The organism is Nocardia cyriacigeorgica (assembly GCF_005863245.1).
GTDB classification, from domain to species: domain Bacteria; phylum Actinomycetota; class Actinomycetes; order Mycobacteriales; family Mycobacteriaceae; genus Nocardia; species Nocardia cyriacigeorgica_C.
The window spans coordinates 332009-354736 of sequence record NZ_VBUT01000001.1 but is presented as its reverse complement, the minus strand read 5'-3'; the positions used below and the strand labels follow the sequence as shown (position 1 = coordinate 354736).

The 22728-nt window shown below is 65.6% G+C and carries 28 protein-coding genes and 2 pseudogenes; 18 read left to right on the top strand and 12 right to left on the bottom strand.

Features of this window, described 5'->3' with window-relative positions; translation table 11 throughout:
- Positions 1–9 precede the first annotated feature (9 nt).
- The 3 genes from nbtC to FEK34_RS01615 are packed head-to-tail and all read right to left on the bottom strand — an operon-like array spanning position 10 to position 5226.
- The gene (gene nbtC, locus FEK34_RS01625; protein ID WP_138446081.1) at positions 10–3099 is read right to left on the bottom strand and encodes a nocobactin polyketide synthase NbtC; all 3090 of its coding nucleotides are present in this window, start codon (positions 3097–3099) and stop codon (positions 10–12) included.
- Positions 3092–4444 (bottom strand): polyketide synthase, encoded by a 1353-nt coding sequence (locus tag FEK34_RS01620; protein WP_138446080.1) that lies wholly within the window; start codon positions 4442–4444, stop codon positions 3092–3094. The genes nbtC and FEK34_RS01620 overlap by 8 nt, the downstream gene beginning before the upstream one ends.
- Positions 4445–4470: 26 nt before the next feature.
- A complete protein-coding gene (locus FEK34_RS01615) occupies positions 4471–5226 on the bottom strand; it encodes a thioesterase II family protein (protein WP_138446079.1) in 756 nt (251 codons plus the stop codon).
- 268 nt (positions 5227–5494) lie between these two features.
- Here FEK34_RS01615 and FEK34_RS01610 point away from each other — a divergent pair, with 268 nt between their 5' ends.
- Positions 5495–5956, top strand: coding sequence for a hypothetical protein (locus tag FEK34_RS01610; protein WP_138446078.1), 462 nt, complete (start codon positions 5495–5497; stop codon positions 5954–5956).
- 96 nt (positions 5957–6052) lie between these two features.
- On the opposite strand, the gene FEK34_RS01605 is transcribed toward FEK34_RS01610, so the two are convergent.
- Complete coding sequence (locus FEK34_RS01605; RefSeq protein ID WP_138446077.1) at positions 6053–6349, bottom strand: HigA family addiction module antitoxin; 297 nt, start codon at positions 6347–6349, stop codon at positions 6053–6055.
- A 12-nt stretch (positions 6350–6361) separates the two neighbouring features.
- Positions 6362–6472 (bottom strand): annotated as a pseudogene (locus tag FEK34_RS31340) (type II toxin-antitoxin system RelE/ParE family toxin); the annotation flags it as partial.
- A 93-nt stretch (positions 6473–6565) separates the two neighbouring features.
- Between FEK34_RS31340 and FEK34_RS01595 the strand changes: the two are divergent.
- From FEK34_RS01595 to FEK34_RS01580, 3 genes are all read left to right on the top strand, one after another.
- Positions 6566–7147 carry a Uma2 family endonuclease gene (locus FEK34_RS01595; RefSeq protein WP_138446075.1) on the top strand — a complete coding sequence of 194 codons (582 nt, stop codon included), beginning with the start codon at positions 6566–6568 and terminating at the stop codon, positions 7145–7147.
- 337 nt (positions 7148–7484) lie between these two features.
- Entirely contained in the window at positions 7485–7670 is a 186-nt protein-coding gene (locus FEK34_RS01585; protein WP_138446074.1) for a hypothetical protein, read from the top strand.
- 7 nt (positions 7671–7677) lie between these two features.
- Positions 7678–8385, top strand: a complete 708-nt coding sequence (locus FEK34_RS01580) for a hypothetical protein (RefSeq protein WP_212748679.1) — start codon at positions 7678–7680, stop codon at positions 8383–8385.
- An 89-nt stretch (positions 8386–8474) separates the two neighbouring features.
- Here FEK34_RS01580 and FEK34_RS01575 read toward each other — a convergent pair whose 3' ends face one another.
- From FEK34_RS01575 to FEK34_RS31335, 3 genes and pseudogenes are all read right to left on the bottom strand, one after another.
- On the bottom strand, positions 8475–8828 hold the full coding sequence (locus FEK34_RS01575) for a hypothetical protein (RefSeq protein ID WP_249358742.1): 354 nt from the start codon (positions 8826–8828) through the stop codon (positions 8475–8477).
- Between the two features lie 589 nt (positions 8829–9417).
- Positions 9418–10065, bottom strand: a complete 648-nt coding sequence (locus tag FEK34_RS30555; RefSeq protein ID WP_249358741.1) for a hypothetical protein — start codon at positions 10063–10065, stop codon at positions 9418–9420.
- Positions 10066–10461: 396 nt separating this feature from the next.
- Positions 10462–10641 (bottom strand): annotated as a pseudogene (locus FEK34_RS31335) (helix-turn-helix domain-containing protein); the annotation flags it as partial.
- 71 nt (positions 10642–10712) lie between these two features.
- On the opposite strand from FEK34_RS31335, the gene FEK34_RS01565 reads away from it, so the two are divergent.
- The gene (locus FEK34_RS01565) at positions 10713–11192 is read left to right on the top strand and encodes a hypothetical protein (RefSeq protein ID WP_138446071.1); all 480 of its coding nucleotides are present in this window, start codon (positions 10713–10715) and stop codon (positions 11190–11192) included.
- A gap of 20 nt (positions 11193–11212) precedes the next feature.
- Here FEK34_RS01565 and FEK34_RS01560 read toward each other — a convergent pair whose 3' ends face one another.
- Positions 11213–13258, bottom strand: a complete 2046-nt coding sequence (locus FEK34_RS01560; protein ID WP_249358740.1) for a M13 family metallopeptidase — start codon at positions 13256–13258, stop codon at positions 11213–11215.
- A 365-nt stretch (positions 13259–13623) separates the two neighbouring features.
- Here FEK34_RS01560 and rplN point away from each other — a divergent pair, with 365 nt between their 5' ends.
- From rplN to FEK34_RS01540, 4 genes are read left to right on the top strand one after another with little or no spacing between them, the layout of a single operon-like run.
- Positions 13624–13992 carry a 50S ribosomal protein L14 gene (rplN, locus tag FEK34_RS01555; protein WP_014349098.1) on the top strand — a complete coding sequence of 123 codons (369 nt, stop codon included), beginning with the start codon at positions 13624–13626 and terminating at the stop codon, positions 13990–13992.
- Position 13993: 1 nt separating this feature from the next.
- Positions 13994–14311, top strand: a complete 318-nt coding sequence (gene rplX, locus FEK34_RS01550) for a 50S ribosomal protein L24 (protein WP_014349099.1) — start codon at positions 13994–13996, stop codon at positions 14309–14311.
- A gap of 1 nt (position 14312) precedes the next feature.
- A complete protein-coding gene (rplE, locus tag FEK34_RS01545; protein ID WP_036533246.1) occupies positions 14313–14876 on the top strand; it encodes a 50S ribosomal protein L5 in 564 nt (187 codons plus the stop codon).
- 4 nt (positions 14877–14880) lie between these two features.
- Complete coding sequence (locus FEK34_RS01540) at positions 14881–15066, top strand: type Z 30S ribosomal protein S14 (protein WP_014349101.1); 186 nt, start codon at positions 14881–14883, stop codon at positions 15064–15066.
- A gap of 87 nt (positions 15067–15153) precedes the next feature.
- Here FEK34_RS01540 and FEK34_RS01535 read toward each other — a convergent pair whose 3' ends face one another.
- Together FEK34_RS01535 and FEK34_RS01530 are read right to left on the bottom strand one after the other, a co-directional pair.
- Positions 15154–15417, bottom strand: a complete 264-nt coding sequence (locus tag FEK34_RS01535) for a hypothetical protein (protein WP_138446070.1) — start codon at positions 15415–15417, stop codon at positions 15154–15156.
- A 169-nt stretch (positions 15418–15586) separates the two neighbouring features.
- Positions 15587–16240 carry a Uma2 family endonuclease gene (locus tag FEK34_RS01530; protein ID WP_249358739.1) on the bottom strand — a complete coding sequence of 218 codons (654 nt, stop codon included), beginning with the start codon at positions 16238–16240 and terminating at the stop codon, positions 15587–15589.
- A gap of 676 nt (positions 16241–16916) precedes the next feature.
- Between FEK34_RS01530 and rpsH the strand changes: the two genes are divergently transcribed.
- The 9 genes from rpsH (at position 16917) to map (ending at position 22462) form a co-directional block, all read left to right on the top strand.
- Positions 16917–17315: a 30S ribosomal protein S8 gene (rpsH, locus tag FEK34_RS01525; protein WP_014349106.1), complete on the top strand. Its 399-nt coding sequence runs from the start codon at positions 16917–16919 to the stop codon at positions 17313–17315.
- Between the two features lie 13 nt (positions 17316–17328).
- A complete protein-coding gene (gene rplF / locus FEK34_RS01520; RefSeq protein WP_036533248.1) occupies positions 17329–17868 on the top strand; it encodes a 50S ribosomal protein L6 in 540 nt (179 codons plus the stop codon).
- A 2-nt stretch (positions 17869–17870) separates the two neighbouring features.
- Positions 17871–18278, top strand: a complete 408-nt coding sequence (gene rplR, locus FEK34_RS01515; protein ID WP_138446069.1) for a 50S ribosomal protein L18 — start codon at positions 17871–17873, stop codon at positions 18276–18278.
- Between the two features lie 34 nt (positions 18279–18312).
- Positions 18313–18960: a 30S ribosomal protein S5 gene (gene rpsE / locus FEK34_RS01510; RefSeq protein WP_138446068.1), complete on the top strand. Its 648-nt coding sequence runs from the start codon at positions 18313–18315 to the stop codon at positions 18958–18960.
- Positions 18961–18962: 2 nt separating this feature from the next.
- On the top strand, positions 18963–19142 hold the full coding sequence (gene rpmD, locus FEK34_RS01505) for a 50S ribosomal protein L30 (RefSeq protein ID WP_014349110.1): 180 nt from the start codon (positions 18963–18965) through the stop codon (positions 19140–19142).
- Position 19143: 1 nt separating this feature from the next.
- The gene (rplO, locus tag FEK34_RS01500) at positions 19144–19587 is read left to right on the top strand and encodes a 50S ribosomal protein L15 (RefSeq protein ID WP_036533250.1); all 444 of its coding nucleotides are present in this window, start codon (positions 19144–19146) and stop codon (positions 19585–19587) included.
- Positions 19588–19764: 177 nt separating this feature from the next.
- Complete coding sequence (gene secY, locus FEK34_RS01495; protein ID WP_036533252.1) at positions 19765–21087, top strand: preprotein translocase subunit SecY; 1323 nt, start codon at positions 19765–19767, stop codon at positions 21085–21087.
- Positions 21084–21629, top strand: a complete 546-nt coding sequence (locus FEK34_RS01490) for an adenylate kinase (protein WP_036533254.1) — start codon at positions 21084–21086, stop codon at positions 21627–21629. The genes secY and FEK34_RS01490 overlap by 4 nt, the downstream gene beginning before the upstream one ends.
- A 32-nt stretch (positions 21630–21661) precedes the next feature.
- Positions 21662–22462, top strand: a complete 801-nt coding sequence (gene map, locus FEK34_RS01485; protein WP_138446067.1) for a type I methionyl aminopeptidase — start codon at positions 21662–21664, stop codon at positions 22460–22462.
- On the opposite strand, the gene FEK34_RS01480 is transcribed toward map, so the two are convergent.
- Positions 22463–22696: an SPOR domain-containing protein gene (locus tag FEK34_RS01480; RefSeq protein WP_138446066.1), complete on the bottom strand. Its 234-nt coding sequence runs from the start codon at positions 22694–22696 to the stop codon at positions 22463–22465. It abuts the gene before it with no gap.
- Positions 22697–22728 lie beyond the last annotated feature (32 nt).

The window sequence follows — 22728 nt, the reverse complement described above, 5'->3', positions numbered from 1 at the left end:
TCGGGCTCCTCAGCCTTCGTTCTCGGACATCAGTGAGACGACCTCGTCCAGCGAGGCACCGCCGAGGATGGCGGCGACAGGCAGATCCCGATTCAGTTCGGCCTTCAGTCGTTTGCGCAGGTCGAGGGCCTGGAGCGAGTCCATGCCCAGCGAAACAAGCGGAACCGAACCGTCGATCCGGTCGCTGCCGTCGGACATCATCACCCGGTCGAGTTCGCGGCGGATGAGCTCGGCGAAATCCTGCTCCACCGGTGCGGGTGCCCGTTCGGCGGTGATCGACGGCGCCGGCTCCGGTGCGGGCCGCGCGGCAGCGGCCGCCTGCGCGGCGGCCGGTGCCGGCTGCGGTGCGGCGGCGATGAGTGCGTCGAAGGCGGGTGCGAAAACCCCGTCCAATCCGATGGTTTCGGCGACCTCACGCATCCGTGCCCAGTCGGCGGCGAGCACCAGGCTGTTGCCGTTCGGCTCGGCCAGGCCCGCCGCGACGGCCGCGCGGGCATCCATCGGGAGCAGACCCGAACCTTCGATGCGGGCGTGCACGGCGGCGTCGGCCTCGGCGGGAAGCACCCACAGGCCCCACTGCACCGAAGCGCAGGACTGGCCTTCGGCACGCAGCGCGCACGCCATCGCGTCCAGCATCCGGTTGGAACCGGCATACAGGGCCTGACCCCAGCCGCCGAAGGAGGCGGCGAACGAGGAACACAGCACGACGGTGGCAGTCGCTGCCAGCGGCAATGCCCGCAGCACCGCGGCGAAACCGGTCACCTTGGCCGCGGCCGATCTGGTCGCCGAATCCACGTCGGTCTCGGCGGCGGTCGAATACACATAGTCGACCGCGGCATGCAGCAGCAGGGTCACAGGGCTGCCGGTGTAGCGGGCGGCCAGCTCCGCCATGGTGTCGGCATCGGTGAGATCGCCGGGCACCACGTCGATGTCGGTGCCGCCGAGCGCGCGAACAGCGCGCAGCTTCTCGGTGACGGCCTGCGTCTCCCCGCGCCGGCTCACCAGCGTGATGCGCCCGGCGCCGGCGCGTGCCAGCTCCGCGCAGAACTCCAGGCCCACATGCCCGGTGCCGCCGAGGATCAGCACCTCGGACAGATCCGGCTCAAGTGCCTCGGCCTCGTCGGCCACCACGATCCGCTTGGCATGCAGCTGGCCGGTGCGCACCGCGAGTTCCGGTTCACCCGCCAGGTGCAGTGCCTCGAGCACGCGATCGGCGGAGGTCTTCAACGGGTTGTCCGCGTAATCCGCGGGCAGGTCGAGATGCCGGAACGTCACGCCGATGTGCTCGAGCGCGACACAGCGGAAGGCCGCCGCTGCGGCCGCCGCGGACAAACCGGGAACATCACCGTCGGTCACCGCCTCCGCGCCCGCGGTGACGAGCCAGGCTTCGCTCACTTCGGGCCCGAGTGCGCCGCGCCATCGCTGATCGGTCGCGAACTCGGCGAACTCCGCGACGGCGGCCGACTCGGTGTCGGCGACACTCGGCGGCAACAGCACCACGACGGTGTTCGCGCCGTCGACGGGTTCGCCCTCGAACGGCGTCACCGTCGCGCCGTACCGCTCGGCGCGCTCTCGCACCGCCGCGGCCAGATCCGCGCAGCGCCCGGTGGGGTCGATCACGGTCAGCGAGCGCGCGGGGGTCATCGTGCGCCGGGTCAGCCGGGTCCACTGCTCGATCAGCCGGGCGGGTGCGACCTCGGCGGCGCCGGCCGCCTCCGCGTCCGGCCGGTACGGCGCCCACAGGTGCCTCGGGTTCATCCGGGTGTGCGGGAAATTCGGCAGCGGCAGCCGCACCGGTGAATCCGGCACCCGCAGCACCTTCCAGTCGTAGTTCAGGTCGATGACCGCGACCGTTGCCAGATTCCTGGTGAACTCGTCCAGCCCGGTCGCGGTGCGGTGCGAGGTGCCGAGGACCTGGAAATCGTGCGGGCCGCCCGGTACCGCGGCCAGGTTCTCCTGAATCGCCAGCTGCAATGTCGGATGCTCGGCGACCTCGATGAAGGTGTCCACCTCGGCGGCCGCCGCGATGACGGCACGGTCGAAGCGCACCCGGTTGCGCAGATTCCAGTACCAGTACTGCTGGTGGGTGACATCCGGAGTGATCGGGCCGCCGAGAGTCGATCCGTAGCAGGTGATCTCGGTGGGGGCGAAGGTCGGCGAGCTCATCTCGTCGCCGAGCATCGACTCCATCTCCTCCCGCACACCGATCAGATAGGAGGTGTGGGCCGGGTAGGCGACCTTGATCTCCTTGGCGAACTTCCCCTGCGCCGAGGCCGTTTCCACCATCTCGAGGATGGTGGAGCGGTCACCGGCGATGGCCAGGATGTGCGCGGCATTGACCACCGACAGCTCCGCCCAGCCGGAGTTACGCGCCAGCAGCGCCTCGCATTCCTCGCGGCCCATCCCCAGCACCGCCATCGAGTAGCGGCCCTCTTCGACGAGGTCGTCGACCAGGCGCGCCCGGTGGGTCACCGCGAGTACGGCATCGCGGCGGGTCATCACCCGCGAGACCCAGCCGGCGGCCAACTCGCCCTGGCTGTGCCCGATGGTGGCGCGCGGACGCACACCGTGCGCCTGCCACATCGCGGCCAGCCCGACCATGTGGAACATCAGCGCGGGCTGGACTTCCCAGACGATGTCCTGGTAGCCGCCCTCGGTGCCGAGCAGATAGGCCAACGGCTGATTGTGCCCGTAGCGCTCCAAATGGATCGCGGCACAGGCGTCGACCTCGGCGCGGTATTCCGGCGACGCGTCATAGAACAGCTTGCCCATCCCGGGACGCTGGCTGCCCTGTCCGGGGAAGACGAAGCCGATGCGGCGTGGTGCCGCGGCACCGGATACCACGGCCGGATGCGGCCGGTCGGCGGCGATCGCTGCCAGCGCCGCGAGTAACTCGTCGCGGGAGCCCGCCTGTACCAGCGCGCGCCTGCGTCGCGCGGGACGGCTGCGGAACAGCATGTCCGCCACCGCGTCCGGTGACACGTGCGGACGCTGTCGCAGGTAGTCGAGCAGCGCAGTGGCTTCGGCGCGCACACCCTCTGCGGTATCGGACGCGACGAGTACCGGTGTGGTGCCGTTGGGCAGACGGTAGTCAGGCATGGGAGACCTCCGGCATGTCGCCCCGCTGGGGGTAGTCGTCGAGCTGCGGCATGGCCAGGATCATGTGCGCGTTGGTGCCCGCGACTCCGAACGACGACACCGCGGCATAGCGGTAGCCGTCGGTGGCCTGCCACGGTTCCAGCGTGGTGGCCAAGCGCAGACCGGTGCTGTCCCAGTCGATGGCGGGCGTGGGATCGTCCGCGTGCAGCGTGGGTGCGATCTGGCCGTTGGCCCCGCACAACAGGACCTTGATCAAGCCGAGCGCGCCCGAGGCTGCTTGTGCGTGGCCCAGATTGGTTTTCACCGATCCGAGCTTCGGCCCGCGGGAAGGATCGGTTCCGTAGGTGTCGCGTAACGCGGCCAGCTCCAGCGGATCCCCGACGGGTGTGCCGGTGCCGTGCCCCTCGATCAGTCCGATCAGGCTCGGATCGATACCGGCGGCCGCGATCGTCGCGCGCACCAGCTTTTCCTGTGCGGCTGCGCTCGGTACTGCGATGGCGGGGCCGGTGCCGTTGTGGTTGACCCGGGTGGCCAGCACCCTGGCGTAGACGCGATGGCCCTCGGCCCGCGCACGCGATTCGCGCTCCAGCACCACCATGCCCGCGCCCTCACCCCACACCGTCCCGGACGCCGCGGCCGAGTAGGCACGCAGATGACCGTCGGTGGCCAGGGCATTGTTCTTCGCGAACTCGTAGAACGCGCCCGGTGAACCCATCACACAGACCCCGCCGGCCAGCGCCCAGTCGCACTCACCCGCCCGGATCGCGGCCGCTGCCTGGTGCAACGCCGTCAGCGAGGACGCGCATGCGGTATCGACGGTGACCGAAGGCCCCATCAACCCCAGCACATGGGAGATCCGGCCCGACAGCGCACCGAGCGCGGTGCCGACGACACGGTGCCCCGAGAACTCGTTGACCTCGGCGGCGCGCGGTCCGTATTCGGTCACGGATCCGCCGACGAAGACGCCGACCTCGGATCCGGCCAGCTCGGCCGGGTTGATGCCGGCATGTTCGATGGCGCGCCAGGCCACCCGTAGGGCGACGCGCTGCTGCGGATCCATGGCGATCGCCTCACGCGGCGTGATGCCGAAGAATTGCGGATCGAATTCCGTTGCACCGTGCAGGAATCCACCGGAGTCGGGAACTGCGCCCCAGCCCTCGGTGCGGTCGAGGGAGAAGATCTCGCGCAGCGGCCAGCCGCGGTCACGCGGGAATGGCCCCAGCAATTCGCGTGATCCGGCAAGTGCGGCCCAGAAATCGTCGAGGTCGTCGACGCCCCCCGGCGCCTCGATCGCCGTACCGGCGATCACCACCGGATCAGCGTCCTCGGAAAACGGTCGTGCCATACCAAGCCTTACGTGCGGGTCGCGAACTATCTCGCGGAAAGGATTTCCGAAGCAAGCAGTTCGGTAATGCCCGCAACATGGTCGTTCAGATAGAAATGCCCACCGTCGAAAAGGCTGACGGTGACGTCGCTATCGCTGTGCTGTGCCCAGTCCTGGAGGTGGCGGGCGGTCACGTGTTCGTCATCGGATCCGCCCAGGATGTGCATCCTGGCCTGGATCTTCACCTCCGGTCCACACTGGTAGCGGTCGAAGGCGGCATAGTCGGCCTTGAGCGCGGGCAGCGTCATCCGCATGACCTCGCGGCTGGCCAGCACGTCGGCGCCGGTGCCGTTGAGGGCAACGAGGTGGTCGAGCAGTTGTTCGTCCTCGGTCGGGTGCGGGGGCATGTCCGCGACATGGACGGGCGCTACCGCACCGGACGCGCCGAGCAGTTCGACCCGGAGCCCGGCCGCCTCGGCCTGGCGGACGAATTCGAATCCGGTCACCGCGCCCATGCTGTGCCCGAAGACCGAGAACGGTTCGCCACGGTGGTATTCCGATTCGAGGAACGCGCTCAAAGCTCCGGCGGCCAGTTCGGGAATCGTCTCGGCGGGTGGCTCACCGGCTCGGTCCTGCCGTCCGGGGTATTGGAAAATAATGACCTCGAAGTGCTGGCTGAGCGCTTTGGAGAAGGTGCGATAAGCGGAGGCGCCGCTGCCCGCGTGGGGGAACATCAGTAGCAGCGGGCTGTTTTCCGCAGCTGGCTTATGGAATTTTCGAATCCAGCCAAGGGGTTTCGGCATGACACGGCTCCTGCATCCGGTAATCGCTGTGCCGATCGCCGTCCTCCATCGCGCAGATCGCGGGTGGAGCCGGAAACCAGCCCTGCGACCTTAGCATAGGGTAACCTTACTCGATCCTATGCTTGCCTGATGCGGCCGTGACCTGGGGAAGAACCGCTGTGATGTGTGAGGCCGCCGGGTGCGCGGACTTCAAATTCGCATAGGCTTACCTTACAGTGACGGCGTGCCGACTCCCGACGACCCCGGCACGGAAAGATTGGATAGACACATGAGCCTCCGTTTGAAGCTTGGCGCACTCGCCCTGGCCACCGCCGGCCTGACCGGCGCCCTCGGTACCGTCGCGACGACCTCGATCGCCCAGGCCGCGCCGCTGACCGCACCGGCGCGCACCGCAGCCCTCGGCACCGGCGAACTCCGGGCAAAGCTCGCGGTGGCTTTCGATGTGAACGCCGCGCGCGCCACCCGTGCCGCCGAGCTCGAGACCGGCGAGGCCGGCCTGCCCACCTTCGATCGCGCCGCCGCCCTGATGGCGATGGCGCCGACCTTCCGCTGGGACGTGATCGGCCCCGTCTCCGAGAACGGCGACACCCTCAGCGCGACCCTGCTCACCTCCGCCGAAGGCTATGAGCCCTGGACCTTCCCGATGTCGTGGCGGCTGATCGACGGCACCTGGAAGCTGAGCAGCGAATCCATCTGCGAGATCGGCAACTTCGTCGGCACCGGCTGCTGATGCGATAGGCCGGTCGGCGCGCCACGATCAGGAATGTGGCATGCCGACCGGCCTCGCCGTCCGCGGCTGCGGCACCGCCGCTGAGGCTGGGCGAGATCAGGCCGACCTCAGTGGCTGGATCGCGGCGAGTTCGTCGGCGATCCGAATTCGCGCGACCTCGATGTCGTACCGGTCCTGGAGGTTCAGCCAGAATCGTTCGCTGGTGCCGAAATAGCGAGAAAGCCGCAGTGCGGTATCCGGGGTGATCCTGCGCTTACCCAGCACGATTTCGTTGATCCGGCGTGGCGGCACGTTCAATGCGAGCCCGAGGCCGTTCTGGGAAATGCCCAGTGGCTCCATGTACTCCTCGCTGAGAATCTCGCCCGGGTGGATTGGGTCCATGACTGTTGCCATCGTTGCCTCCTCTCAGTGATAGTCGACGATCTCGACGTCGTGTGCCCCTGCTTCGGTCCACCTGAAACAGATTCGCCATTGTTGGTTTATTCGGATGCTGTACTGGCCCTCTCGATCACCTGCGCCGAGGGCCTGAACGCCATGGTCGACGGGCTGCTGAACCGACGGGTCGGCTAGCTGCTCAGCCGGGGCGCGACCAGCCAATAAGCTTCGAGCATGACGATCAATCCGTCGTATGACCTGCCGCATGAGATGACCGAGGAGCAGTACCGGCTGCTGCCCGCGGACATCGCTCGCGAAGTCGAGGTCGTCCACGGTCACGTGATCATCTGTGAGTCGCCGGTGCCCGAGCACAATCGAGTCGCGCGCCGGTTGGCCGGAGCCTTGGAACAACTTCCGAGCACGGAACCGTGCATGCGCGTCGAAACCTACATCGACATGGTGCTGTGGCGGGTTCCGAAGTTCACCTTCCGCCGTCCCGACGTGATCGTCTACCGATGCCTGCCCGAGCGTGGAGCGAAGCCGGAGGCCGGCGATGCGCTGATCGTGGTCGAGGTGTCCTCGCCGTCGACGGCTGCCGAAGATCTGCTGGACAAGAAGGTGCAGTACGCCAGGGCGGGCATCCCGCTCTACCTGGTGATCAGCCTGGACCCGAAGTTCGAGATCGAGGAGGTGCGCGAGTTCCGCCTCGACGCGCACGCGGCCGAATATCGTTTGCACAGCCTGCACCGCGACGGCTTCCTGCGGTTGGAGCACGTGATTCTCGGTGAGATCGGCTTCGAGGACCTCACCCGTTAGGCGCGCGGCGGCGACCGCCGTGCACGACGCGCTGTCGGCGCAGCCCTGGATCGTGGAAATCATCACCGAGCCGCCGAAGACCGCCCTACCTACCGCGAACAGATCTTCGCCGACCTCGGCCCACAGGCCTTACCGCGCTTGACCGACCTCGGCCCCCGTTTCCTGATGGTAGCGGCCGAGGACACCTACACCGAAGGCCTGAACGCCCTGGTCGACGGGCTGCTGAACCGGCGGGTCACGGAGCTCCTCGTCAGCTGAGGAAGGAGCAATTCTGAGCCATACGCACTGATCGTCGACTACCCTTGAAGCAAGCGGTATCCGAGAGGGGAGGGCGGTCATGGTTCAGGTCAAGAGCTACACCGTGGAACAGCTGAAGCAGCAGCGCGATGAAATTCTCGCGCGGGTTCGGATGAGTCTCGAGCAGTTCCGGGAGAAGGCCAGTAGCTACTCACTGGTCGGCAATGAATGGAACGATTGGGAAGATCTGCAGTCCATCGAGTTTCTCCTGGGAAACCGCGCGTAGCGCCCGTATGGAGCTGGGGGAGTTCTACACCGAAGTCGAATCCTTCGCCGCACAAACCGACAAGCTGCTACAGGCGGTCTTTGATGATGCGCCGACCACATCCGTCTTACACAGGGACGGTGAGGCACGCTCGGTAGCCAAAGCGAATGTTCCGTTGTACGCGTCCGGCTGCGAGAGAGTTCTGGCCCGCCTCCGCGTCGAGTATCGCTTCTGTCAAGATTCGCGTCAGACTTATCTCGCTGTCGAGGAGTCGAAGTTCGTGCTCGTCGCGGAAGTGGACCGGACTCCGATCATTCGCTTCGAATACGACAGAGAACATCACGCGAGCAAGCCGGGCGCGCATATCCAAGTCCACGCGCATCGCGGAGCCCTGTCGCATCTCCTCTCTCAGACAGGGCACGGATCGCCGCACAGCATGGAATCGCTGCATTTGCCGGTCGGCGGTGATCGGTTCCGGCTCTGCCTCGAGGACGTCGTGGAGTTCGTAGTTCTGGAATGCGGATTCGCCAGCCGAAACAACTGGCGTACCGCCGTTCGGAACGGCCGTCTCGAATGGCGCCGGAACCAACTCCGCGCCGCTATCCGCGACCTACCAGAAACCGCGGCTGACGCTCTGTGTCGGCTGGGCTACATCGTGATCGCACCGGATGGGGACACCTCGAGACCGCTGCGAGAAGATCAACGCATGGTCAGCATGACGATGACTGCACGCTGAGATGACGAGGGCACGGACCCGGTGGGCCCGTGCCTTCGTCAGTTTCCGGCACCGGGAGAGCCGAAACCCTTGCCGACCAGGAGCGGCAGCTATGGTTCCGGTCGCTTGATCGACACGCCGTCCAACCCGTGGACCTCGCCAGTCGCCCATCGGGCGAACGTTTCCTCGGGCCGCACAGTCACCACATCCGCAACCGCAACCAATTCGACGGGAACAAGGCCGTCGAAATGCATCACGTTCGGAATGAACACCGCTTCGGCGTCTGCCCGGCGAACGGCTTCGATCAGCTGCTGAATCGGGTCCGGAGTCGAGGCGGTGAACACGATCGTCTTGCACAGCGAGTATCCATAACGCGTTGCCAGACTTCGGATCTGCACCTCGTCTCGCAGCTGGTTGGGCACCGATCGGTCTGCCCGCAGATAGCCAAGCGCACGCGGCTTCAACGTTAGCTCCGACCGAACTCGACTGCCGACAGGCCTGCTGAGGTCTTTACCCACAGGACACCCCGGGTAGTCAGCTTCCAGCGAGGCCTCCCCAGTACCGGCACCACAAGGTCGGCGGCAGCCAAGTCGTCCAAGACGCTGCGGACTGCACGCACAGTGAGATCAGTCCTCGCTGCCAGTTTCTCGACGCCCAGCTCATCACCTGGCTCGAACTGAGCCAGGATCACCGCCCGCGTGCTATCGGCAATCAAGAGTGACGTAATCGCCTCCAGGTGCCCCTGGCTCGGGGTGTTCGGGATCGACTCTCCGGACCATCCTCGAAGCGCGGTCGCAAGTCGCTTCAAGGTCGTCAGATCGTTCGACCATGGGCACGCCGCCGAGCGGGCGACTAGTAAATCTCCGCCACATCCGCTCGGCACGCGATGTAGGCGCAAGCGTCGTGGGAGTACTGAGCGTGAGCGGAGGAACGCAATCGAGCGGACCGGGAATGATTGTGCTGCCGATGCCATTTCGGTCGTCGTTCGTGTGGTCATTCCACGACGCTATGTCGACTGGATCAGTCCGCCGGGGACTGATTGTCCCCCTTCATTCAGGCCAGGTCAACGGACTTGAACCGTGCAGCCAGTTCGGACGCCTGACGCCGTTCCAGGCCTGTTGTGTTCGCTTCCAATTCGTCGGCAAGGGAGCGTGCCCATGGGATGAGGGCTACAGCTTCGGTCGATATCCTTGCCGCTGCTTCTAAATTCGACACGGCTGCAGCAAACTCACGACGGTCGGCGAGCGCTTCGGCGATCTCGAGCAGCAGGCGCGATCTACGCAACGCCGAAGGCACTGCCGGCAGATCGATCCGGGCAGCGGCACTGATCGCCGTGCCCGTCTTGCGAAGACATCTGTTGACGATGACGGAAAGAATTTGCACATTCCCACGCTCGAACGCCGTCTGCGGGTGCCAGTAGCCATCCGGCAATCGCCGCGCGGTCTCTTCAGCCGCGTCGAGGTATCGGAATGCGTCGCCGTCACGCCCCGCCAGCCCATACGCTGCCGCAGCTTCGAGCTGAAGCGCGCCGTACATCCCCATGGCCTGCGGCGAACCGTTCTCGACCAAGGGCTGGAGAAGGTCTGTGCCCATGTTCACGAGCTGAACAGCATCCTCGTAGTGCCCGGACGCGCAGAGGCTGACTGCCGACGACCAGGTCGCAGATGCGCGCGCGAGTGGCGTATCCGCTTCCTCGGACATCACTCGGCCACGCTCCACCGCAAGCGCATGCAACTCAGGTTCACAGATATGAGCGAGAAGCCGCTGGACGAGTCGATACAGGTCTCCGGCTGCAGCACCCGCACGTCTCCGTTCTTGCCCTGCGTTCGTCCGAACGCACGCATGTGCTTGCCGTATCAGGTCCGGAAGAAGTGCACCGACCTCCGTTCGCTGCCGCGGAGACGAGTGCCAGAGCAGCCATGCCGCATGCACTCGATGATGCAGTTCGTCCGGTGTCAGGTGACTCGAGGCCACAGCACCGAAGGAGACCTCGTGCATGGCTCGACGGATCTCTGGGACCACGGGGTGCCCGACCCGCGCCCATGCCGACACAGGTAGCGGACCCTGACCAGTGAGTTCGGATAGATCCGATACGCCGAGAACAGAGGCCAGTTGGAGCAGCAAAGGTAGCGACCGCAGCTGACGTTCATCTCGCTCGATCTTCTTGAGCCAGTCCGTGCTGCGCCCGACCAACCCCGCCACCACGGCACGACTCATCCCACGCGCCTCGCGCCGGCGACGGATACGCTCGCCCGTAGTCAACCCCGAGAACTCCACGATGATCCACCTTTGCGATGACAGCGTAGAAAGTAAGCGGCAAGACTATCGCCGACAGTGAGAGAGCCGCAATGACGACCATCGGGATAACCGGTCACTCGAACCTCACCGCAGCGACTCAGATGCTTGTAGCCGATGAGCTCCGTGTCGTCCTGAGGCCATACGCGAGCAGCGGACTCGTTGGCATCACCTGCCTGGCCCGCGGCGCGGACCAGATCTTTGCCCAGATCGTCCTCGAACTGGGCGGCGCCATCGAGGCGGTGATTCCAGCAGCGGATTACATCTCAGGAATCCGCGAACCTGCAGACCGCAGACGCGTCGACGGCTTCATCGCGAATGCGCGAGCCGTACACGAACTCCCCTTCCTCGCCTCCGGTCCGGAGTCGTATTTTGCGGCCAGCAAGGAACTCATCAACCGCAGTGACCTCCTCGTCGCGGTGTGGGATGGAAGCCCGCCAGACGGTCGCGGTGGCACCGCTGACGCAGTCGCCTACGCCAAGCGGATCGGCCGAGACGTTGCTGTTATGTGGCCGGAGAACTCTCAACGCTGATCGTTGGGAGCTCCCGGCATTCACAAGCTGACGCGCTGCTCCTTCGGCAGGAACAGCTTGTCGCCTTCCTTCACCCCGAACGTCGTGTAGAACTCCTCGAGATTGCGCACCACTTGATTGCAGCGGAACTCGTTCGGGGAGTGGGTGTCGGTGGCGAGCAGCCGCTCGGTCACCTCGCGGGTCTGCTTGTCGCGCCAGCCGCGCGCCCAGGACAGGAACATCGTGCGATAGTCCGGATTGTCCACGCCACGGCGCTTTTCGGCGATCCGGTACGCGGCCAGTGCGATCAGCAGTCCGCGCAGGTCGGCCAGGTTTTCGCCGACGGTGAGTTCACCGTTGACGTGCTGTTCGGGATCGAGGCCCTCGGGGACGAGCACGTTGTACTGCTCGATCAGCTGCTTGGTCTTGGCGTCGAAGGCGGCGCGGTCGGCTTCGGTCCACCAATCGCGGCGGTTGCCGTCACCGTCGAACTTCGAGCCCTGATCGTCGAAGCCGTGCCCGATTTCGTGGCCGATGGTCGCGCCGACAGCGCCGTAGTTCACCGCGGCCTCGGCGTCCTTGTCGAAGAACGGCGGCTGCAAATAGGCGGCGGGGAAGGCGATCTCATTGGTGGAGGCCATGTAGTAGGCGTTCACCGTCTGCGGCGACATCGCCCATTCGGAATCGTCGACCTTGGTGCCCAGCCGGTCGAGCGAGCGCTTGACCTCGAAATCGTTGACCGCACGCAGGGATTCGATGAGCTTGCCCCTGGTGATCTTCAGCCCGGAATAGTCCACCCACTTGTCCGGATACCCGATCTTGGTCTTGATCTTGTCCAGCTTCTCGATCGACGCTTTCCTGGTCTCCGGCGACATCCAGGTGGAGTTGGTGAAGTTCTCCCGGTAGGCGGCGAACAGATCGTCGACCATTTCCATGGCGCGCTCTTTGGCCTCGGGCGGGAAATGCTTGTCCACGTACAGCTTTCCGAGCTGTTCGCCCAGATTCGAGTCCACCGTACCCACCGCGGACTTCCACAATTCGGGCCGCTGCTGCAATCCCGCCATCAACCGGCCGTTGAAATCGAAATTGGCGTCGGCGAACGGCGTGGGCAGGAACCGCGCGTACTGGCGCAGCAGGGTGAGCTTCAGATAATCGCGCCACATCGCGATATCGGTCTCGGCCCAGATCTTGCCCGCCTCGGTGACGAAGGACGGCTGGTTCACCACGATCTCGGCGAAGTGTTCCTTCGGGCGCCCGAGGGTGGACGACTCCAGCCACGGATCCCAGTCGAATTCCGGGGCGAGAGCCTTGGTGGCGTCCCAGCTCATCCGGTTGTAGGTGGCGTCGGTGTCGCGGTTGCGCACGTTGTCCCAGTGGCCCGCGGCGATCCTGGTTTCCAGGTCGAGGTTGCGCTGCGCCAGGCCCGCGGGGTCGCGCAGGCCGGCCGCCGCGGCGAGCCGTTCGTTGAAGGTCCGGTATCCGGCCAGCTGCTCGGCGTACTCCGGCTTGCGGTAGTACTGCTCGCTCAACCCGAGGCCGGACTGGCCGATCGAGGGGATATAGGCGTCGGAGTTCTTCCGGTCGATGCTGATGCCGAGCCCGATCAGCCCGCCGATCGGCAACGCACCCATCACCGCGGCCAGCTCCGCCTTGGTCTTCGCGCCGTCGATCTCGGCGAACATCGGCTCCAGTGGGGTGAGCCCGAGCTGCTCGATCTCGTCGAGGTTCATCCGCGCGTCGTACAGATCGCGGATCTGCTGCGCCTCCGAACCCGGCTCCGGATCGGAAATGGACTCGATGATCTCGCGCAACTGCTGCTCGGTGCGATCGTTGGCCTCACTGATCGCGCCGTAGGCGACCTTGTCCGGCGGCAGCTGGTATTCGCGCAGCCACTTGCCGTTGACGTGCCGGTACAGATCGTCCTGCGGCCGGATCGCCGGATCGGAGCCGGTCATATCGACCTGCTTCAACGGCTGCGCCGCCTCGTCCTCAGAGCAGGACGCCAGCAGCGCCGCCGCAGGCACCACCCCCAGGGCTACCAAGAACGCGCGGCGGTCCAACAAAAACGGACGACCCGACGATGTCACAAAGCTTCCTCTCCCCGATCAGACAATGCGCGCGGGCTCATCTCGTCACCGATGTGAGCCGGCCCGCACGAGGCTACCGGCGCCGAGCCCGGTTGGCCCGGTCGACGCCGGATGGGAGGATGTGGCAGCGCCGAACCGTGCCCGCTGCCCGCTGCCCGCCCCCGATTTGGGGGTGACCTGCGCGTTCACCTACACTAGACCGGTTGCCTGCGGCAGCTGTGCCCGCAATCCGGCCGTGAACCCCCAGTGGTTGGTCCATCTGGATCGAAGAAACCGCTGGCAGGCGCGCGTTCGGGTGGCAACGCGACCATGCCCGTCGGGTCGGAAATCCGGCGTGCTTTTACGTCCAGGTCAAGGAGGCTGAAGTGATTCAGCAGGAGTCGCGACTGCGCGTCGCCGACAACACGGGAGCGAAGGAAATCCTTTGCATCCGCGTTCTCGGTGGTTCGTCGCGTCGCTATGCCGGTATCGGCGATGTCATCGTCGCCACCGTGAAGGACGCCATCCCCGGCGGCAACGTCAAGCGGGGTGACGTCGTCAAGGCCGTCGTCGTGCGCACCACCAAGGAGCGCCGTCGTCCGGATGGTTCCTACATCCGTTTCGACGAGAACGCCGCCGTGCTCATCAAGGCGGACAACGATCCGCGCGGCACCCGCATCTTCGGCCCGGTCGGCCGCGAGCTGCGTGACAAGAAGTTCATGAAGATCGTCTCGCTGGCTCCGGAGGTGCTCTGACATGAAGGTGCACAAGGGCGACACCGTGCTCGTCATCTCGGGTAAGGACAAGGGCGCCAAGGGCAAGGTCATCCAGGCCTACCCGGCGACCAACAAGGTCCTCGTCGAGGGCGTGAACCGGATCAAGAAGCACGTCGCGAACTCCGCCAACCAGCGCGGCGCCTCCTCGGGCGGCATCGTGACCCAGGAAGCCCCGATCCACGTGTCCAACGTGATGGTCGTCGACTCCGATGGCAAGCCGACCCGCGTGGGCTACCGGACCGACGAAGAGACCGGCAAGCGGGTTCGGATCTCCCGTAACAACGGGAAGGACATCTGACATGACCACGACTGAAAACGTGCAGCCTCGGCTGAAGCAGCGCTACCGCGAGGAAATCAAGGACGCGCTGAACAAGGAATTCAACTACGCCAACGTGATGCAGATCCCGGGCGTGGTGAAGGTCGTCGTCAACATGGGTGTCGGTGACGCCGCGCGCGACGCCAAGCTCATCAACGGCGCCGTCAACGACCTGGCCCTGATCACCGGTCAGAAGCCGGAGATCCGCAAGGCGACCAAGTCCATCGCGCAGTTCAAGCTGCGTGAGGGCATGCCGATCGGCGCCAAGGTCACCCTGCGTGGCGACCGGATGTGGGAGTTCCTGGACCGCCTGGTCTCCATCGCGCTGCCGCGTATCCGCGACTTCCGTGGTCTGTCGCCGAAGCAGTTCGACGGCAACGGCAACTACACCTTCGGTCTGAGCGAGCAGTCGATGTTCCACGAGATCGATGTGGACTCCATCGACCGTCCGCGCGGTATGGACATCACCGTCGTGACCACTGCGACCAACAACGAAGAAGGCCGTGCCCTGCTCAAGCACCTCGGCTTCCCGTTCAAGGAGAACTGAGCACATGGCTAAGAAAGCTCTGGTCAACAAGGCCAACCGCAAGCCGAAGTTCGCCGTCCGGGCCTACACCCGCTGCCAGCGCTGCGGCCGCCCGCACGCCGTCTACCGCAAGTTCGGCCTGTGCCGCGTGTGCCTGCGCGAAATGGCGCACCGCGGCGAGCTGCCCGGCGTGCACAAGAGCTCCTGGTGAGCTCGTGCTGAGCGCATTCGCCTAGGCGAGAACTGAACGAGGGCACGGACTCCGCTGGAGTCCGTGCCCTCGCTCGTTATTGCAGGGTCACCAGGGCAGGCAGCCCGCCATCTTCAAACGCGTCGCCAGCCCGGACCCGATGGTCGTATTCGACCCCTGCCCGGTGGTCAGCGCCAGCAGCAGGTCCACCCCGAGCCCGGCACCGATCGAGCACCCCAGCAGGTTGATATCGATCGTGATCCGCTCCTCCGGCGCACCGGGCAGCGGTTCATCCGCCTGCGCCGGCCCCGCCACGGCCACGGTCGCGGCCGCCAGTGCCACAGCGGCGATGCCGGTCTTGATCGATCGCACCTATTCCTCCTCGCCTGCGCCATTCAGCGCGATTGGTGTCCGGGAGATGTCTGCCCTCATGCGGATGCCCGCCGTCCCGGCCCGACGGCCGCTGCCTACTTGTTGACCGGGCGGGTGCGGGGAAAACCTCGAGTGGCGCGGACCTCGCTGCGCTGTGCCGTCGCGGTGCTCAGAATTCGAGCTCGGACCACGGGATGTGGATCGGGAACGGGTGCTCGGCGTCGATGGCGTCGGAATCCTTCGGCGACCAACTCCCGGTGAGGAGATAGTTCGCCGGATGCAGTGGGCGAACGCCCTCCGGAAGTTTTCCGTGGGTGGATTCGAGCGCGTAGGCATGCACCATGGCGATGGCACTCTTCTCGCGTTCGAGTGTCACCTCCCAGTACCACGGGATGCCGGCCTTCGCGTAGCGGGCCTTCTTGGCTTCCATGTCGGTTTGGCTGTTCGACGGCGAAAGAACCTCGCCGACCAGCAGCACATCGCCTGCGCGGAGATCTTGGTACGGCTCGGGCAGGCAGCGCTGCACCAGAAAGTCTGGCGTCACGAAATCCGACTTTCCGGATCGACCGAAGAAAATGTTCGTCTCCGTGTGGACCCTCCAGCACTTTTCCGGGTCAGTGCCCATTGCTTCTCGAGCACACCGGCGCAGGCTGCTCCACATCAGGTTCGTGAATTCCTGGTGTTCGGCCGGGCCACGGCGTAGCCACACTACGCGTCCGTCCCACAGCTCGATCTGCCCGGCGATCTCTTCAGGGAGCTGCTCGAGCTCCTCCCAGGTCATGTACTCGGGGAGGTCAGGGCGCTGAATCCGCGGACTCGACATGGGCCAATGATAAACCGGCACGGAGTGCGTTTCCGCTGGATAACGTGGGCGGAAGCATCGAAGGATGGCTGCGGCACCTGCTCGGCGACGAGGCATCGCCCGAGTGATTCGGTGCAGGACCTTCGACGCCGCGCAGCTCTACTGCGCCGTGTCATGTCCGCCACCTTCGATCAGAATCTCGTCGACCCGGTCGGCCAGAGTCGGATCCCCGCTTGCGAATCTGCGCAGCAATAGTGGCTCAGCGCGACGCCGTATCCTCATGGCGGAGAGGCGAGCGTGGTCAGCGCTGTGCGCGTCATGCGATCTCGGCCTGTGCGACCGATCGGCGTCCATATGCGCAGGATATGCATATATGGCTGGCCAAAGCGTCGATGTAGGCCCACTTATACATGTGGGGCGGGTCCGCGGTCGCGCCTGTGGCGGATAGCGCGTACGCGGTGTCCGGCAACAGCCCCCGATTTGGTCCTGACCAGGCCCCCATCTACACTAGACCGGTTGCCTGGGCACCTCTGTGCCCGCATGCGGTCTGCGTGTGGGTGGTCCGGGCGATGCGAACTCATCCGGTCGGCAAGGGTCGACCGGACCAGCCGAATTGCTGTAGGCCCACGATCTGTGTCCCGAAAGGGGTGCGGGTGCTGTATGGGAACCGCAGCGAGAAAGGTGTCGAGGTCGAACCATGACCATGACTGATCCGATCGCAGACTTCCTGACACGTCTGCGCAACGCCAACTCGGCGTACCACGATCAGGTGAAGGCTCCGCACTCCAAGCTCAAGGCGAACATCGCCGAGATCCTGAAGCGCGAGGGTTACATCGCCGATTACCGCACCGAAGACGCCGCCGTTGGCAAGAACCTCGTCGTCGATCTGAAGTACGGCCCCAGCCGTGAGCGCAGCCTGCAGGGTCTGCGCCGCGTCTCGAAGCCGGGTCTGCGTGTGTACGCGAAGTCCACCAACCTGCCCAAGGTCCTCGGCGGCCTCGGTGTGGCGATCATCTCCACGTCCACCGGCCTCCTGACCGACCGTCAGGCAGCCAAAGCCGGCGTGGGCGGCGAAGTCCTCGCCTACGTCTGGTAAGGGAGGTAGAGACATGTCGCGTATTGGTAAGCAGCCCATCGCCATCCCCTCCGGCGTCGAAGTAACCATCAACGGCCAGGATGTCGCGGTGAAGGGCCCCAAGGGCCAGCTGTCGCTGACGGTGTCCGAGCCGATCACCGTCACCAAGGGTGACGACGGTCAGCTCCAGGTCGCCCGTCCCGACGACGAGCGCCGCAGCCGTGCCCTGCACGGCCTGACCCGCACCCTGGTCGCCAACATGATCGAAGGCGTCACCAAGGGCTACGAGAAGAAGCTCGAGATCGCAGGCGTCGGTTACCGCGTCGCGCTCAAGGGCCAGAACCTCGAATTCGCCCTCGGCTTCAGCCACCCGGTCGTTGCCGAGCCCCCGCAGGGCATCACCTTCGCGGTGGAATCGCCCACCAAGTTCTCGGTGGCCGGTATCGATAAGCAGCTGGTCGGCGAGGTCGCCGCCAACATCCGCAAGTACCGGAAGCCGGAGCCCTACAAGGGCAAGGGCATCCGCTACGCCGGCGAGAACGTTCGCCGCAAGGTCGGAAAGACGGGTAAGTGATCATGGCGCAAACCGAGAATCAGCAGGCCAAGCGCATTCCGCGGGGCAAGGACGTTTCCACCCGGCGTCGGCTGTCGAAGACCCGTCGCCACTTCCGCCTGCGCAAGAAGGTCGCCGGCACCACCGAGCGTCCGCGTCTGGTCGTGCACCGCTCCTCGCGGCACCTGCACGCCCAGCTGGTCGACGACTCGCAGGGCAAGACCATCGCCGCGGCCTCCAGCATCGAGGCCGATGTGCGCGCGATCGACGGCGACAAGACCGCCAAGGGCAAGAAGGTCGGCGAACTGATCGCCGAGCGTGCCAAGGCTGCCGGTGTCGAGGCCGTCGTGTTCGACCGTGGTGGTCACGACTACCACGGCCGCATCGCCGCGCTGGCCGATGCCGCTCGCGAAGGTGGGTTGAAGTTCTGATGATGATCAAGATTGCGAACGGAAGGAACGTCTGATGCCGGGACGTCAGAGGCGTGACGGCGGAAACGGACCCGCCGGACAGAACGGAAGCGCCCCCGAGGGCGGCCGCGACAACCGCCGTGGTGGCGACCGTCGCGGTGGCGGTGACCGTCGCGACCAGGCCGCCGAGAAGAACCAGCTCGAGCGCGTCGTCGCGATCAACCGCGTGTCGAAGGTCGTGAAGGGCGGTCGTCGCTTCAGCTTCACCGCCCTGGTCATCGTCGGTGACGGCAACGGCCTGGTCGGTGTCGGTTACGGCAAGGCCAAGGAAGTTCCCGCGGCCATCCAGAAGGGTGTCGAGGAAGCGCGCAAGGGCTTCTTCCGCGTCCCGATGATCGGCTCCACCATCACCCACCCGGTGCAGGGCGAGGCGGCGGCCGGTGTGGTCATGCTGCGTCCGGCTTCCCCGGGTACCGGTGTGATCGCCGGTGGCGCCGCGCGCGCCGTGCTGGAGTGCGCGGGCATCCACGACATCCTGGCCAAGTCGCTCGGTAGCGACAACGCGATCAACGTCGTGCACGCGACCGTTGCCGCGCTCAAGCAGCTGCAGCGTCCCGAAGAGGTCGCGGCCCGTCGTGGTCTGCCCATCGAGGACGTCGCTCCCGCGGGCATGCTGCGTGCCCGTGCCGGACAAGGAGTCTGACCATGGCAGATCTCAAGGTGACCCAGATCAAGAGTTCGATCGGCGCCAAGCAGAATCAGCGGGACAGCCTGCGCACCCTCGGTCTGCGGGGCATCCGCAAGTCGGTGGTCCGTGAGGACAACGCCCAGAACCGTGGGCTGATCAACGTCGTGCGCCACCTCGTAACAGTTGAGGAGGTCTGACATGACCATCAAGTTGCATCACCTGCGTCCTGCCCCCGGCGCCAAGACCGAGAAGACCCGGGTGGGTCGCGGTGAAGGCTCCAAGGGCAAGACCGCGGGCCGCGGTACCAAGGGCACCAAGGCTCGCAAGAACGTCCCGGCCGCCTTCGAGGGCGGGCAGATGCCGATCCACATGCGGCTGCCCAAGCTCAAGGGCTTCACCAACCCGTTCCGGACCGAATACCAGGTCGTGAACGTCGGCGCGATCGCCGAGCTGTTCCCGCAGGGTGGCCAGATCGGCAAGGACGAGCTCGTCGCCGCCGGTGCGGTCCGCAAGAACCAGTTGGTCAAGGTTCTCGGCGAGGGAGAGATCTCCGTCGCGGTCCAGATCAGCGCGGACAAGTTCTCCGGCTCCGCCAAGGAGAAGATCACCGCGGCCGGTGGCACCGTCACCGAGCTGGGCTGACGTTAGGAATTCCACAGCGGCACCGGACGAGTGAGAACTCGTCCGGTGCCACTGTTAGAGTTCAAGTGTTGTCTGCCAAGACTCGTCATGGGGTCGGCGTCGAGGGACCGGGGTTTCTGATTCCGGACCACCGCTGAAAATTCCATGGCATGACCATGTCGTTCGCCAGGAGGATCTGTGCTTTCCGCCTTCGTATCGGCCTTCCGGACTCCGGACTTACGGCGGAAGATTCTCTTCACGCTGGGGTTGGTCGCGCTGTACCGTGCCGGTGCCGCGTTGCCGTCGCCCGGTGTGGATTATCGGGCGGTCCAAGAGTGCGTCGACCTGGTCTCCGGCGGTGAGAACGCCGGTATCTACCAGCTGATCAACCTGTTCTCCGGTGGTGCGCTGCTGCAGTTGTCGGTCTTCGCGATCGGCATCATGCCCTACATCACCGCGAGCATCATCATTCAGCTGCTGACGGTCGTCATCCCGCGGTTCGAGGAACTGCGCAAGGAAGGCCAGGCCGGCCAGACCAAGATGACGCAGTACACGCGTTATCTGTCGATCGCGCTGGCGGTGCTCCAGGCCACCGGTCTGGTGGCGCTCGCGGCACGTGGCCAGCTGTTGCAGGGCTGCCAGCAGGACATCCTCGCCGACACCAGCATCTTCGGCATGATCATCATCGTGCTGGTCATGACGGCCGGTGCGGCGCTGGTCATGTGGTTCGGTGAGCAGATCACCGAGCGCGGTATCGGCAACGGTATGTCGCTGCTGATCTTCGCCGGTATCGCCGCCCGCATCCCCACCGAGGGCAAGGCCATCCTGGACAGCCGCGGTGGCCTGGTGTTCGGCCTGGTGTGTGTGGCCGCGTTCGCGATCATCGTCGCGGTGATCTTCGTCGAACAGGGTCAGCGCCGGATTCCGGTGCAGTACGCCAAGCGTGTCGTCGGCCGCAAGATGTACGGCGGCTCCTCGACCTATCTGCCGTTGAAGGTCAACCAGGCCGGTGTGATCCCGGTGATCTTCGCGTCCTCGCTGCTGTATCTGCCGAACCTGATCGCGCAGCTGACGGGCTCGCAGAACAATCCTGATCCGAGTTGGTGGCAGGAGATCATCCAGAAGTATCTGGTGAATCCGAGCAACCCGGTCTACATCGCGATCTACTTCGGCATGATCGTGTTCTTCACCTACTTCTATGTCGCGATCACCTTCAATCCGGAGGAACGCGCCGACGAGATGAAGAAGTTCGGTGGCTTCATTCCCGGCTACCGCCCCGGTAAGCCGACCGCCGATCATCTCAGTTTCGTGCTGAGTCGCATCACCCTCCCCGGCTCGATCTACCTCGGCGCGGTAGCCGTCCTGCCGAACCTGTTCCTCGACATCGGTAATACCGGTGGGGTGCAGAACCTGCCGTTCGGCGGCACGGCCGTGCTGATCATGGTGAGCGTCGGTTTGGACACCGTGAAGCAGATCGAAAGCCAACTGATGAATCGAAATTACGAAGGGTTCCTCAAGTGAGAGTTGTACTGCTCGGACCGCCGGGTGCCGGCAAGGGCACGCAAGCCGTTCTGCTGTCGGAAAAGCTCGGTGTGCCACACATCTCCACGGGGGACCTGTTCCGCGCGAACATCAGCCAGCAGACCCCGCTGGGTCGCGAGGCGCAGAAGTACATCGACGCCGGCGATCTGGTGCCGAGCGATGTGACCAACCGGATGGTCGAGGCCCGCGTGGCCGAGCCGGACGCGGCCAACGGTTTCGTGCTCGACGGCTACCCGCGCACGGTCGACCAGGCCGACGCCCTGGAGAAGATCCTCGGCGATATGGACAAGAAGCTGGACGCGGTGCTCTGCTTCGTCGTGCCCGAGGAAGTGCTCAAGGAGCGCATGCTGGCGCGCGGTCGTGGCGATGACAACGAGCAGATCATCGACAACCGGCTGCGGGTGTACCGCTCGGAGACCGAGCCGCTGCTCGAGCACTACGACGGCCTGGTCGTCACCGTCGACGGTGTCGGCGAGGTCGACGAGGTCAACGCCCGGGCGCTGCGCGCGCTGGGACACTGATCATCCACTCGACGATGGAGCACTGAGGCGCCATGGTTTTCGGCCGCAAGCGCAAGAAAGTGGTGCCGTTCCGGACGGCGGGTGAAGTGGACGCGATGGCGGCCGCGGGTGCGATCGTCGGTCGCGCCCTGGTCGCCGTGCGTGCCGCCGCGGTGCCGGGCGCCTCGACGCTCGATCTCGACCGGGTGGCCGAGCAGGTCATCCGTGACGCCGGCGCGGTGCCGTCGTTCAAGGGCTACCAGGGTTTCCCGGCCTCGATCTGCGCCTCGGTCAACGATCGAGTGGTGCACGGCATCCCGTCGGCCGAGGAGATCCTGGTCGAGGGCGACCTGGTGTCCATCGACTGCGGCGCCATCCTCGACGGCTGGCACGGCGATTCGGCGTGGACCTTCGGCGTCGGCGAACTCTCCGAGGACGACCGGCTGCTGAGCGAGGCCACCCGGCTGTCGATGGAGGCCGGTATCGAGGCGATGCTGCCCGACAACCGCCTCTCCGACGTCTCGCACGCCATCGAACTGGGCACTCGCGCCGCGGAGAAGGCGCACGGACGCAGCTACGGCATCGTCGACGGCTACGGCGGCCACGCCATCGGCCGCGAGATGCACATGGAACCGTTCCTGCCCAATGAAGGCGAGCCCGGCAAGGGCCCGCTGCTGGTCGTCGGTTCGGTGCTGGCCATCGAGCCGATGCTGACCCTCGGCACCAGCGACACCGAGGTGCTCGACGACGACTGGACCGTGGTGACGGCGGACGGAACCCGCGCCGCGCACTGGGAGCACACCGTCGCCGTCACCGAAGACGGGCCGCGCATCCTCACCCCGCGACCGGAGTAGTCACTCGCCGGATTCGATGCGGTACTGCTCGCGCAGGGATTCGTACAGCTCGCGCGATGACCGATCCATCTCGTCTTCGGAGTCGTACCCGATGGACCACGGCACCGGGCACGGTGGGGCGTGGTTCGGGTCGGGGCACAGCAGCCGCTCGATCTGATCGATCAGAGCGTTCATCTCGTCACGGGTGGCGAACACGCCGACTCTGATCTGCCAGAGCTGCTTTCCCTCAGACATTTTCGGATTCCTCCCTGACCGGTGAGCCGTCA

Excerpts from the sequence above, each read along its gene's own strand:
- nbtC (WP_138446081.1), bottom strand. The coding sequence starts at position 3,099 with ATGCCTGACTACCGTCTGCCCAACGGCACCACACCGGTACTCGTCGCG.
- FEK34_RS01620 (WP_138446080.1), bottom strand. The coding sequence starts at position 4,444 with ATGGCACGACCGTTTTCCGAGGACGCTGATCCGGTGGTGATCGCCGGT.
- FEK34_RS01615 (WP_138446079.1), bottom strand. The coding sequence starts at position 5,226 with ATGCCGAAACCCCTTGGCTGGATTCGAAAATTCCATAAGCCAGCTGCG.
- FEK34_RS01610 (WP_138446078.1), top strand. The coding sequence starts at position 5,495 with ATGAGCCTCCGTTTGAAGCTTGGCGCACTCGCCCTGGCCACCGCCGGC.
- FEK34_RS01605 (WP_138446077.1), bottom strand. The coding sequence starts at position 6,349 with ATGGCAACAGTCATGGACCCAATCCACCCGGGCGAGATTCTCAGCGAG.
- FEK34_RS01595 (WP_138446075.1), top strand. The coding sequence starts at position 6,566 with ATGACGATCAATCCGTCGTATGACCTGCCGCATGAGATGACCGAGGAG.
- FEK34_RS01585 (WP_138446074.1), top strand. The coding sequence starts at position 7,485 with ATGGTTCAGGTCAAGAGCTACACCGTGGAACAGCTGAAGCAGCAGCGC.
- FEK34_RS01580 (WP_212748679.1), top strand. The coding sequence starts at position 7,678 with ATGGAGCTGGGGGAGTTCTACACCGAAGTCGAATCCTTCGCCGCACAA.
- FEK34_RS30555 (WP_249358741.1), bottom strand. The coding sequence starts at position 10,065 with ATGTCCGAGGAAGCGGATACGCCACTCGCGCGCGCATCTGCGACCTGG.
- FEK34_RS01565 (WP_138446071.1), top strand. The coding sequence starts at position 10,713 with ATGACGACCATCGGGATAACCGGTCACTCGAACCTCACCGCAGCGACT.
- rplX (WP_014349099.1), top strand. The coding sequence starts at position 13,994 with ATGAAGGTGCACAAGGGCGACACCGTGCTCGTCATCTCGGGTAAGGAC.
- rplE (WP_036533246.1), top strand. The coding sequence starts at position 14,313 with ATGACCACGACTGAAAACGTGCAGCCTCGGCTGAAGCAGCGCTACCGC.
- FEK34_RS01540 (WP_014349101.1), top strand. The coding sequence starts at position 14,881 with ATGGCTAAGAAAGCTCTGGTCAACAAGGCCAACCGCAAGCCGAAGTTC.
- FEK34_RS01530 (WP_249358739.1), bottom strand. The coding sequence starts at position 16,240 with ATGTCGAGTCCGCGGATTCAGCGCCCTGACCTCCCCGAGTACATGACC.
- rpsH (WP_014349106.1), top strand. The coding sequence starts at position 16,917 with ATGACCATGACTGATCCGATCGCAGACTTCCTGACACGTCTGCGCAAC.
- rplF (WP_036533248.1), top strand. The coding sequence starts at position 17,329 with ATGTCGCGTATTGGTAAGCAGCCCATCGCCATCCCCTCCGGCGTCGAA.
- rplR (WP_138446069.1), top strand. The coding sequence starts at position 17,871 with ATGGCGCAAACCGAGAATCAGCAGGCCAAGCGCATTCCGCGGGGCAAG.
- rpsE (WP_138446068.1), top strand. The coding sequence starts at position 18,313 with ATGCCGGGACGTCAGAGGCGTGACGGCGGAAACGGACCCGCCGGACAG.
- rpmD (WP_014349110.1), top strand. The coding sequence starts at position 18,963 with ATGGCAGATCTCAAGGTGACCCAGATCAAGAGTTCGATCGGCGCCAAG.
- rplO (WP_036533250.1), top strand. The coding sequence starts at position 19,144 with ATGACCATCAAGTTGCATCACCTGCGTCCTGCCCCCGGCGCCAAGACC.
- map (WP_138446067.1), top strand. The coding sequence starts at position 21,662 with ATGGTTTTCGGCCGCAAGCGCAAGAAAGTGGTGCCGTTCCGGACGGCG.
- FEK34_RS01480 (WP_138446066.1), bottom strand. The coding sequence starts at position 22,696 with ATGTCTGAGGGAAAGCAGCTCTGGCAGATCAGAGTCGGCGTGTTCGCC.